This window comes from Pseudomonas sp. FeN3W, from assembly GCA_030263805.2.
GTDB classification, from domain to species: Bacteria; Pseudomonadota; Gammaproteobacteria; order Pseudomonadales; family Pseudomonadaceae; genus Stutzerimonas; species Stutzerimonas stutzeri_G.
Genome location: CP136010.1, coordinates 3,226,369 through 3,237,521, shown reverse-complemented (window position 1 = coordinate 3,237,521; position 11,153 = coordinate 3,226,369). Strand labels below are relative to the sequence as shown.

13 protein-coding genes are annotated in these 11,153 nt (G+C 61.5%); 7 read left to right on the top strand and 6 right to left on the bottom strand.

The features are described 5' to 3' along the window. Positions 1-9 precede the first annotated feature (9 nt). The 5 genes from P5704_015360 to pilG all read right to left on the bottom strand — a co-directional run bounded on the left by P5704_015360 (position 10) and on the right by pilG (position 4,456). The gene (locus tag P5704_015360) at positions 10-876 is read right to left on the bottom strand and encodes a CheR family methyltransferase (GenBank protein WOF77431.1); all 867 of its coding nucleotides are present in this window, start codon (positions 874-876) and stop codon (positions 10-12) included. A 61-nt stretch (positions 877-937) separates the two neighbouring features. After that, positions 938-2,986, bottom strand: coding sequence for a methyl-accepting chemotaxis protein (locus tag P5704_015355; GenBank protein WOF77430.1), 2,049 nt, complete (start codon positions 2,984-2,986; stop codon positions 938-940). A gap of 75 nt (positions 2,987-3,061) precedes the next feature. Next, complete coding sequence (locus P5704_015350; protein ID WOF77429.1) at positions 3,062-3,598, bottom strand: chemotaxis protein CheW; 537 nt, start codon at positions 3,596-3,598, stop codon at positions 3,062-3,064. Between the two features lie 41 nt (positions 3,599-3,639). Beyond that, positions 3,640-4,005, bottom strand: a complete 366-nt coding sequence (pilH, locus tag P5704_015345) for a twitching motility response regulator PilH (GenBank protein WOF81249.1) — start codon at positions 4,003-4,005, stop codon at positions 3,640-3,642. Positions 4,006-4,048: 43 nt separating this feature from the next. Next, complete coding sequence (pilG, locus tag P5704_015340) at positions 4,049-4,456, bottom strand: twitching motility response regulator PilG (GenBank protein WOF77428.1); 408 nt, start codon at positions 4,454-4,456, stop codon at positions 4,049-4,051. 235 nt (positions 4,457-4,691) lie between these two features. Here pilG and gshB point away from each other — a divergent pair, with 235 nt between their 5' ends. The 7 genes from gshB to P5704_015305 all read left to right on the top strand — a co-directional run bounded on the left by gshB (position 4,692) and on the right by P5704_015305 (position 10,557). Then, positions 4,692-5,642, top strand: a complete 951-nt coding sequence (gene gshB / locus P5704_015335; protein WOF77427.1) for a glutathione synthase — start codon at positions 4,692-4,694, stop codon at positions 5,640-5,642. Positions 5,643-5,729: 87 nt separating this feature from the next. Then, entirely contained in the window at positions 5,730-6,623 is an 894-nt protein-coding gene (locus P5704_015330) for an energy transducer TonB (GenBank protein ID WOF77426.1), read from the top strand. A gap of 65 nt (positions 6,624-6,688) precedes the next feature. Further along, a complete protein-coding gene (locus tag P5704_015325) occupies positions 6,689-7,258 on the top strand; it encodes a YqgE/AlgH family protein (GenBank protein ID WOF77425.1) in 570 nt (189 codons plus the stop codon). Beyond that, positions 7,255-7,683, top strand: a complete 429-nt coding sequence (gene ruvX / locus P5704_015320; protein ID WOF77424.1) for a Holliday junction resolvase RuvX — start codon at positions 7,255-7,257, stop codon at positions 7,681-7,683. Before P5704_015325 ends, ruvX begins: the two co-directional genes overlap by 4 nt. Before the next feature lie 23 nt (positions 7,684-7,706). Next, positions 7,707-8,219, top strand: a complete 513-nt coding sequence (gene pyrR, locus P5704_015315; protein WOF77423.1) for a bifunctional pyr operon transcriptional regulator/uracil phosphoribosyltransferase PyrR — start codon at positions 7,707-7,709, stop codon at positions 8,217-8,219. Between the two features lie 47 nt (positions 8,220-8,266). Further along, positions 8,267-9,283: an aspartate carbamoyltransferase catalytic subunit gene (locus P5704_015310; protein WOF77422.1), complete on the top strand. Its 1,017-nt coding sequence runs from the start codon at positions 8,267-8,269 to the stop codon at positions 9,281-9,283. A gap of 2 nt (positions 9,284-9,285) precedes the next feature. After that, positions 9,286-10,557 (top strand): dihydroorotase, encoded by a 1,272-nt coding sequence (locus P5704_015305; protein WOF81248.1) that lies wholly within the window; start codon positions 9,286-9,288, stop codon positions 10,555-10,557. Positions 10,558-10,634: 77 nt separating this feature from the next. Here P5704_015305 and P5704_015300 read toward each other — a convergent pair whose 3' ends face one another. Further along, the gene (locus P5704_015300) at positions 10,635-11,030 is read right to left on the bottom strand and encodes a TM2 domain-containing protein (protein WOF77421.1); all 396 of its coding nucleotides are present in this window, start codon (positions 11,028-11,030) and stop codon (positions 10,635-10,637) included. Between the last annotated feature and the right edge of the window lie 123 nt (positions 11,031-11,153).

Genomic DNA, 11,153 nt, shown 5'->3' with positions numbered 1-11,153 from the left:
CGACTCCGCTCATAAACTTTTCCGGGTAAAAGCCAGAACCTGATCGTTGGCCACCGGAAGCAATTCCGGATGCTGCCAACCGACCACTTCACCTACACCGATCACCAACAACCCTCCCGGAGCCAGGCAATTCGCCAGACGATTGAGGATTTCTCGGCGACGCCAGCGGCGGAAATAGATCAGCAGGTTCTGACAGAAAATAACGTCCATGCTGGAAACGGGCGAGTTCGCCAACTCCAGCACATTGAGCCTCGCAAAGCACACACGTGCTGCCAGGCCGGAAATCACTTGAAAACGATCATTGGGCAACGGCAGAAAATACCGCTCACGCAGCCCCGGCTCGACCTGTTCCAGCTTGCGTGCGCTGTAGACCGCAGTTCGAGACTTGGCCAGCGCGCTCAGGCTGATATCCGTACCGGTGACCCCGAAGCTACCGTCAGCTTCGCGTCCCGTCAGCACCTCGGCGGTAGCCATAGCCAGCGAATACGTCTCTTCACCACTTGCGCAACCCACGCTCCACAGCGCCAGGGGGTGCTTGAGCGATTCCTGCTCCAGACGCTGGCGCAGATAGGTTTCGAGCAGATCAAAAGAAGCGGGATGACGGAAGAAACGCGTTTCCTGAACGGTCAGCCTGTCCATGAGGGTCGACCACTCGACAGCCCCACGGGGGCCGGAGGTGACTTGCCGATAGTAGCTGGCATAGTCGGCAACACCGACCTCGCGCATGCGAGCGCTCAGATTGGTCTGCAGGAAGCTGCGCCTGCGTTCGCTGACGACCATCCCGGAGCGCTCTTCGAGGAGCGTCTGCCAGTCATGGAATTCCGCCGGCGACATATCGGCCAAGGGCTCCAATGCCCAGTCAAACCTCGGCTGCATGCCCTGCCCCTCGCTCATGATCATCGGCGGCAGCCATCAGATGACTGCCGCACTGCTCAAGTCAGGCCTGATCCGGAGCATCCGGCAGGGTAAAGCCGGAAACGGAATGGCGCATCTCGTTGGCCATCTTGGCCAAATTACCGATGCTCTTGGCCGTAGCGGTGGTACCCGACGAGGTCTGCGAGGTGATCTCCTGGATCACGTTCATGGTGTTGGAGATGTGGCCAGCCGAAGAAGCCTGCTGGCGTGCCGCGTTGGAGATGTTCTGGATCAGCGCCGCAAGCGTCTTCGATACCTTCTCGATCTCTTCCAGTGCCACACCGGCGTCCTGCGCCAGGCGCGCACCGCGCACCACCTCGGAGGTGGTCTGCTCCATCGAGATAACCGCCTCGTTGGTGTCGGTCTGAATGGTCTTTACCAGCGCCTCGATCTGCTTGGTCGCCGCGGAAGAGCGTTCTGCCAGACGCTGTACTTCGTCCGCTACCACGGCGAAGCCGCGGCCTGCGTCACCCGCCATGGATGCCTGGATCGCCGCGTTGAGTGCAAGGATGTTGGTCTGGTCGGCAATGTCGTTAATCAGGCTGACGATGTCACCAATCTCCTGGGACGACTCACCGAGCCGCTTGATCCGCTTGGACGTGTCCTGAATCTGCTCACGAATGTTGTCCATGCCGGTGATGGTGTTGTGCACCACCTCGTTGCCCTTGTTGGCAATGGCTACCGAACGTTCCGCTACCGCCGAGGATTCCGCGGCGTTGGCCGATACCTGGTCAATGGAAACCGCCATTTCGTTGATTGCAGCAGAAGCACCGGCAATTTCCTGAGCCTGGTGTTCGGAGGCCTCGGCGAGGTGCATCGCAGTCGCCTGGGTTTCCTGGGCAGCACCCGATACCTGGACAGCGGTCTGGTTGATGGTGGCTACCAGTTCGCGCAGCTGGTCGATGGAGTAGTTGATCGAGTCAGCGATCGCACCGGTGAAGTCTTCGGTAACGGTCGCGGCTACCGTCAGGTCACCGTCTGCGAGGTCACCGATCTCGTCAAGCAGTCGCAGAATCGCCGCCTGGTTACGCTCGTTCTTCTCGGCGGTTTCGCTCAGACGACGACGTGCTTCCTGAACCATTACCAGACCGACCAAGATGATCGATGCCAGCGCGATAGCGCCCAGCACATAACCAAGGACGGTGTTGAGATATCGGGCATCGGCGCGATCCTGCAAGCCTTGCGACAGTGCGGAGGTCTTGTCGAGCAGAGTTTGCGAAACCTCGAAGATGCTGTTCGCGGACTCGCGCACCTGGAACAGTTCAGGCGACGTTTCGAGAATTTCGTCCACCGATCCGGATACGAACTGGAAGAGTTCGGCGATCTCCGAGAGACGATCCAGAGCCTCTTCATCGGCCACCGCAGTGATGCCCATGGCGACATTGCCTTCGATCATCGCGTTCAGGACTCGACCGAACAGACTGGCGTCACGACCGAACATATCCGCAGCCTGTACCGAATCCTGGTCACCGGACAGCACCTTGTTCACCGAGCCGAGGATACGTTCGGCCAGCAGCGACTGGCGCTGAGCAACCGAAACCTGGGCTGCCGGAGCACCACTTTCCAGCAGGATGTCGACGACTTCCTCGTACTCGACCTGGAGCTGAGGAATGGTTTCGGCGAGGGTGCTGGCTACCTGGTGGAGCGACAGAACTGTCTGCTCACTGGCAAGAATGGCGTCGGTGTCGCGACGCAACGTGTTCCAGTCCTGCTCCACCGCGTTGACTTCATCGCGCAGCGATTCGGGAACCGCCGGCAGACCGATGCTCTCGTTACCCTGCGAGAGGTAGGCCCAGCGCTGGTTGAACTCGTTCCGTGCCTGCTTCAGAGACGCGAACGCCTCCTGCGTGCCGGTCGCCGCTTCCACGGCATCTTTGGCGATCTGCTGGGACAGTACGCGCAGCTCTCCTGCGTGAGCGATGTATTCGTTATCGTGATCGGCCTGCGTGTTGACGTACGCGAAGTTCGCGAACAGCAGCACGATCGAAACGATCAGCACGATAAACAAACCGGTGGTCAGCGTATTGCTGCGCACCCCGCTCAACAAAGCATTAGCATTCATTTTGATCATTATCCGGCCCCCGCCTGGACCCCCGTCGTTTCCATCCAAGAACCAAAAGGCCGACCTTGGTCGACCCACCTACAACTAAAACGCGACGTCTAGAAACGCCTGATGCGTAGCCAATGCATGCGGGCTGAAGACCAGCCAGGGCTGCTCGCGCTGGAACACACCATGAATGAATGGTTGAATCGATGCTTCGATCGGAGGCAACTCCTCCGAGAAGGTTTCCACCGCGAAGTGCTGCATGCCGAAGACCTCATCGACGGTCAGTCCGGCGAACACTTCCTGATGATCCACCACCAGCACCCTGCGCTGTTTGCGCAGTGCCGAAAGCTCAAGCCCGAAATACCCACAAAGGTCCATCACAGGCAGCAGTCTGCCGCGCACGTTCGCCACGCCCTTTACCCAACTCTTTACGCCGGGAAGCAACGTGTAGCGGGGCTCATGCAGGATTTCGCCAACCTCCCCCATTGGAGCGACGAACAAGCGCCCCCCCATCCGAAAGCCGATCCCTCCCCAGGTCTGTACGGCTTCTTGCTGAGAAGGCAGGCCCGCCGCGTACGCGCGGCAACGTTTATCTAGCTCCAGCAACTGCTGAAACGGCGTTTGCATGTCAGGCATGCTGGCCACGTCCCTTTGTCCGAGTGTTGGCTACCGCGGCGTCAGCCCGCCAGAACGGCATTCAGGGTCTTCAGCAATGTCGCTTCATCCACCGGCTTGGTCAGGTAATCCTTGGCGCCCTGGCGTTTGCCCCAGACCTTATCGGTTTCCTGATCCTTGGTGGTGACGATGATCACCGGAATGTGACTGGTTTCAGAATCTTTGGTCAGCTGGCGCGTCGCCTGAAAACCATTCAGCCCAGGCATGACGATATCCATCAGCACGGCATCCGGCTTTTCCTGGCGCGCCAGCGCGACGCCGTCAGCACCATTTTCTGCTTTAAGCACCACATGGCCATTCTTCTCCAGCATGGCGGTGAGCTTGTACATTTCGGTCGGCGAATCATCAACAATCAGAACGCGAGCCATGATTTCTCCATAGGAAGGCTTCAGCGGCAAACAATGCCGAACTTCAGGATGCTTGCTCCACCGGTGCAAAATCAGGCACATGAGCCTTGATCGCACCGAGCAGCTCTTCTTTGCTGAACGGCTTGGTGAGGTATTGATCGGAACCGACAATACGCCCTTTGGCCTTGTCGAACAGGCCATCTTTGGAAGACAGCATGATCACCGGCGTCGACTTGAAGGAACTGTTGTTCTTGATCAACGCGCAGGTCTGATAACCGTCCAGCCTGGGCATCATAATATCGACGAAGATGATGCGGGGATGAGTATCCGCAATCTTGGCGAGCGCATCGAAACCGTCCACAGCGGTGATGACATCGCAACCTACTTTCTTCAGCAGGGTTTCAGCAGTGCGACGAATCGTTTTCGAATCGTCGATCACCATGACCTTCAAGCCCTCGGAGTGCTGTTCCATTTCGCCCTACCATCGCCTCGGTGAGTCGTAGTTTATCGTTATGTCAGTGCGCCGGAGGCCCTGCCACCGATGGGCTGCACCCAATCGCCGGACCTTTTTAGCACACTCCTCATGCACACGCTATCAACCGGAAAAGCATCCGGATTTTCCTTGACCCAGTGCACAACCACGGCCAATCTGCAGCGACATTTTGAGCCACTGGCGGTGCTTCGCCGCCCATTGCCGGAGATCACCCATGACCGTTCGCGTCGGGATCATCATGGACCCTATCGCGCAGATCGCCTTCAAGAAGGACAGTTCGCTGGCCATGCTGCTGGCTGCCCAGGCACGAGACTGGACACTGTTCTATATGGAGCAGCGCGATCTTTATCAGCTCGGCAACCAGGCCCGGGCGCGCATGTCTCCGCTGCGGGTATTCAATGACTCGCAGCATTGGTTCGAGAAGGATGGGGAGATCGATGCGGCTCTAGCTGACCTGGACGTGATCCTCATGCGCAAGGATCCGCCCTTCAACAGCGAGTACGTCTACGCAACCTATCTGCTGGAACTGGCGGAAAAGGCCGGAACGTTGGTGGTCAATCGACCGCAGAGCCTGCGCGACTGCAACGAGAAGTTCTTCGCCACCCAGTTTCCGCAATGCACACCGCCGACACTGGTCAGTCGGCGCTCGGACATTCTCCGCGAGTTCGCCCGCGAGCACCGTGACATCATTCTCAAACCCCTCGACGAGATGGGTGGCGCGTCGATCTTTCGTCATCGGGAGGGCGACCCGAACCTGTCGGTCATCCTCGAGGTTCTAACCGAGCATGGCAGCCGTCAGATCATGGCGCAGCGATATATTCCCGCGATCAAGGACGGCGACAAGCGCATCCTGATGATCGATGGCGAGCCGATCCCCTATTGCCTGGCGCGCATCCCCGCCGCTGGCGAGACGCGCGGCAATCTGGCCGCGGGCGGTCGCGGCGTGGCACAGCCGCTGTCGGATCGCGACCGCGAGATTGCGGCGATCGTCGGCCCGGAACTGCGCAAGCGTGGCCTGCTGTTCGTCGGGCTGGATGTGATCGGCGACTACCTCACCGAAATCAACATCACCAGCCCGACCTGCATCCGCGAAATCGACAATGCCTTCGATACCCGCATCGGCGAACAGCTCATGGACGCGATCGCGGCGAAGCTGCAAGGTTGAACCAGCTAACAGCTTTGAGCTTGGAGCTTGCGACTCCGAGCTCAAAGCCGGCAGACTGCGCGGCACTTCGAGCCGACCCGACCTGCGATGAACGCCGCTATCCGCCATCCCGTGCCTGAAACCACCCGAGTCCGCCCGGCGGACAGGCTCGGCTTCACGCTTTTTCTGGCTACCGCATTGCATCTGGCGTTGATTCTCGGGCTTGGCTTTACCCTCTCCGAACCGAAGCAGATCAGCAAGACGCTGGAAATCACCCTGTCCACCTTCAAAAGCGAAGAGAAGCCCAAGGAAGCCGACTTCCTCGCTCAGGACAATCAGCAGGGCAGCGGCACGCTGGAGCACAAGGCCTCGCCGAAAACCACCGAGCAAGCGCAGTTCCAGGATACCGAGGTACGCAAGGTCACCCCGCCGGCAGCACCGCCTCGCAGTACCCAGCCGGAACCGGCGAAGACCGTCGTCACCACTCGCAGCCCCCAGCGCGAAAAGGCCGACGTCAAACAACAGACCCCACCGCAGCCTGAACCGCAATCCGCCCCGTCATTCGACAGCTCACAACTGAGCGCGGAGATCGCCAGCCTCGAAGCCGAACTGGCGCAGGACGTCGAACGCTACGCCAAGCGTCCTAGGGTCAGCCGGCAGAACAGCGCCGCCACCATGCGCGACATCAGTGCCTGGTACCGCGACGAATGGCGCAAGAAGGTCGAGCGCATCGGCAACCTCAACTATCCTGACGAGGCCCGCCGCCAGCAGATCTACGGCAGCCTGCGCATGCTGGTGACCATCAACCGCGACGGCACCATCCAGGAGCTGCGCGTGATCGAGTCATCCGGCAAGCCCGTGCTGGACGATGCCGCACTGCGTATCGTGCGCCTGGCAGCACCTTTTGCGCCTTTCACCGGAGAACTGGCGCAGAAGTTCGACCAGGTGGAGATCATCCGTACTTGGCGTTTCGAGCGCGGCGACAGGCTTTCGAGCCGCTGAATCGACAGCCGGACGAACCGTCGCACCTGTAGCCGGAACGCGGTGCAACGCTTAAGCTAGCGCGCATGAAAAGCACCGCGCCCAGCTACCTCAAGCATCACTTCCTGATCGCCATGCCGCAGATGGCCGATCCGAACTTTGCCCAGACGCTGATCTACCTGATCGAACACGGCGCAGAAGGCGCCATGGGCCTGATCGTCAATCGCCCGAGCGGGCTGAGCCTGGCTGATGTGCTGGAGCAGCTGCGCCCGGACGAGCCGGTTCCCCCGCTCTGCCAGAGCCTGCCGATATTCTCCGGCGGCCCGGTACAGACCGATCGCGGCTTCGTTCTGCATTCGCCCGACCAGCAATTCCAGGCCACCCTGTCCCTCGGCCCGCTGGGCATGTCCACATCGCAGGACATCCTGTTCGCCATCGCGGACGGCCAGGGCCCTGCCCGGCACTTCGTGGCCCTCGGTTACGCCGGCTGGGAAGCGGGACAGCTGGAAGCCGAACTGGCCGACAATGCCTGGCTCAGCTGCCCTGCCGATACCGAGATCCTGTTCGACCTACCTTATGACCAACGCCTGAACGCTGCCGCGGCATCACTCGGCGTCGACTTGCGCCTGCTCAGCACCCAGGTCGGCCACGCATGAGTGCGCCGCGCCTGCTGCTCGGCTTCGACTACGGCACCAAGCAGATCGGCGTCGCCGTCGGCCAGGTCATTACCGGGCAAGCGCGTGAACTCTGCGTACTCAAGGCGCAGAACGGCGTGCCAGACTGGCAACAGATCGAGGCGCTGATGCGCGAATGGCAGCCCGACGCGCTGGTCGTCGGCCTGCCGCTGAACATGGACGGCACGCCCAGCGACATGAGTGCACGGGCAGAAAGGTTCGCCCGCCGACTCAACGGTCGCTTCAACCTGCCGGTACACACTCACGACGAACGCCTGACCACGTTCGAAGCCAAAGGCGAGCGTCTGCGCCAGGGGCAGCACGGCGGCTATCGAGATCGCCCGGTGGATGCCCTGGCCGCAGCCCTATTACTGGAAGGCTGGCTGAGCGATCACCCTGCCGCCTGATCCGGACCTGTAAGGAGCCCCCCATGATCCTGCCCAATCCCGAACAGCTGCTGCCCGAGATGGTCGCCGCGCTGGAGCAACATCTGATTGACCGCAACATCCAGGAGCCGCGCTTCATCGGTATCCGTACCGGCGGCGTCTGGGTGGCCCAGGCGCTGCTCGCAGCCCGCGGGCAGAACGAACCACTCGGTATTCTCGACGTGTCCTTCTATCGCGACGATTTCACCCAGAAGGGCCTGCACCCGCAGGTGCAGCCGTCGGAGCTGCCTTTCGAGATCGAAGGCCAGCATCTGGTGCTGATCGATGACGTACTGATGAGCGGCCGCACCATTCGCGCCGCGCTCAATGAACTGTTCGACTACGGTCGACCGGCCAGCGTAACGCTGGTCTGCCTGCTCGACCTGAACGCGCGTGAGCTGCCGATTCGCCCTGACGTGGTCGGCGCTACCCTGTCGCTGGCACCCGAGCAGCGCATCAAGCTGATCGGACCGGAGCCATTGGCCCTCGAGCAACAGATGGAAACCAGCGGCTCCTGAGCGAGCCGGCAACTCCGCCCTACAGCCCCGCCAACCGAGACCCTGCGATGACGCCCACCGACGCCAAGCGCCCGCTACAGTTGAACGACCAAGGCCAGCTGCGCCATTTTCTCTCCCTCGACGGTCTGCCCCGTGAGTTGCTCACCGAGATCCTGGACACCGCCGATTCATTCCTCGAGGTCGGCGCCCGGGCGGTGAAGAAGGTTCCGCTGCTGCGCGGCAAAACCGTCTGCAACGTGTTCTTCGAGAACTCCACGCGCACCCGCACGACCTTCGAACTGGCAGCGCAGCGGCTGTCGGCAGACGTCATCACGCTGAACGTCTCGACCTCCTCCACCAGCAAGGGTGAGACCCTGACCGACACGCTGCGCAACCTGGAAGCCATGGCCGCGGACATGTTCGTGGTGCGCCACGCCGACTCCGGCGCCGCCCACTTCATCGCCGAGCACGTCAGCCCGGAGGTCGCGGTGATCAACGGCGGCGATGGGCGCCACGCGCACCCGACCCAGGGCATGCTCGACATGCTCACCATCCGCCGCCACAAAGGCAGCTTCGAAAACCTCTCGGTCGCCATCGTCGGCGACATTCTGCATTCGCGGGTGGCGCGCTCGAACATGCTGGCCCTGAAGACACTGGGCTGCCCGGACATCCGCGTCATCGCGCCGAAGACCCTGCTGCCCGAGGGCATCGAGCAATACGGTGTGCACGTGTTCAACGACATGAACGAGGGACTGCGCGATGTCGACGTGGTGATCATGCTACGCCTGCAGCGCGAGCGCATGCAGGGCGGCCTGCTGCCCAGCGAAGGGGAGTTCTACAAACTCTACGGCCTGAACACCCAGCGTCTCGCACTGGCCAAGCCCGACGCCATCGTCATGCACCCGGGCCCGATCAACCGCGGCGTGGAGATCGAGTCGGCGGTAGCCGACGGCCCGCAATCGGTGATCCTCAATCAGGTCACCTATGGCATCGCCATTCGCATGGCCGTGCTGTCCATGGCGATGAGCGGCCAGGCGGCGCAGCGCCAGATCGATTCTGAATCCGTATCCGAGGAGCAGCAGTGATGGTGGCAACCCGAATCCTCGGCGCACACGTGATCGACCCCGTCAGCGGGCGCAACGAAATCGCCGATATCTACCTGCAGCACAACAAGATCGCCGCCATCGGCCAGGCGCCAGCCGGCTTCGAAGCACAACAGACAATCGACGCACAGGGTCTGACCGCCGCACCCGGCCTGGTCGATCTTGCGGTAGCCCTGCGCGAGCCCGGGTACAGCCGCAAAGGCAGCATTGCCAGCGAAACCCTGGCGGCAGCGGCCGGCGGCATCACCAGCCTGTGCTGCCCGCCGCAAACGCGACCGGTGCTGGATACCGCGGCAGTCACCGAACTGATCCTCGATCGCGCCCGTGAGTCGGGCCATGCCAAGGTGTTCCCCATCGGCGCGCTGACGCGCAACCTGGCCGGTGAGCAGCTTTCCGAGTTGGTCGCGCTGCGTGAAGCCGGCTGCGTCGCGTTCGGCAACGGCCTTACCGAATTTGCCAGCAATCGCAACCTGCGCCGTGCGCTGGAGTACGCGGCCACCTTCGATCTGACGGTGATTTTCCACTCCCAGGACCGCGACTTGGCCGAAGGCGGGCTTGCTCACGAAGGCGCCGCCGCCAGTTTCCTCGGTCTGTCGGGGATTCCGGAGACCGCGGAGACCGTAGCACTGGCACGCAATCTACTGCTGGTCGAGCGCTCCGGCGTGCGCGCGCATTTCGCCCAGCTGACCAGCGCCCGTGGCGCGGAGATGATCGCCCAGGCACAGGCTCGCGGCCTGCCGGTGACGGCCGACGTGGCGATGTATCAGCTGATCCTCACCGATGAAGCGCTGCACGGTTTCTCCAGCCTGTATCACGTGCAGCCACCATTGCGCAGCGCAGCGGATCGCGATGGCCTGCGTGAGGCAGTCAAGGCCGGCGTCATCTCGGCGATTTCCAGCCATCACCAGCCACACGAGGCCGATGCCAAACTGGCCCCGTTCGGCGAAACCGAACCGGGCATCAGCAGTGCCGAAATCCTGCTGCCACTGGCGCTGACATTGGTGGACGACGGCTTGCTCGACCTGCCGACCCTGCTGGCGCGCCTGACCAGCGGTCCCGCTGCAGCACTACGCCTGCCGACCAGCGCCCTGCAAGCTGGCCAGCCGGCGGACCTGGTGCTGTTCGATCGACACAGCTCGACGCTGGTCGGCGAGCGCTGGTATTCCAAAGGCCGCAACTGCCCGTTCATGGGCCACTGCCTGCCGGGCGCGGTGCGTTACACCATCGTCGACGGCCACATCAGCTTCGAAGGCTGACGCGAAAGATCTGCGCAGGCTGGACATCAACCCGTCCATGCCTGCCAGATTTCTAAAGTGTTTCCTGCCCTACCCGTTCAGCTCCGCGCCAGATTGCGCTCGGATATCTGCGAGTTCAGCGTCCAGAAGTCGTAAAGCACACCGATAAAGAACAAGCCACCGGTGAACAGGTAAAGGATTCCTGTGATCCACTTACCCTGATACATGCGGTGCACGCCGAATACACCGAGGAAGGTCAGCAGTATCCAGCCGACCGTGTAATCGATGGGCCCCGGCTGGAAGCGCATGTCCGCTTCACGATCCATCGATGGAATCAGAAACAGGTCGATGATCCAGCCGACGAAGAACAGGCCGAGGGTGAAGAACCAGATGGTGCCAGTGATGGGTTTGCCGTAGTAGAAGCGGTGGGAGCCTAGAAAACCGAATATCCACAGGAGATAGCCGATCAGCGTGCTATGGGTGTTCTGCTGCATCCGAACCTCGATGTGCGATTGATGAGTGACGTCCAGCTTATCCGATAATGCGCCTGAACTGCCCCGCCAGACGGGCCTTGCCGCCATACGCAACCGTGATACTGTATATGCAAACAGTATCAC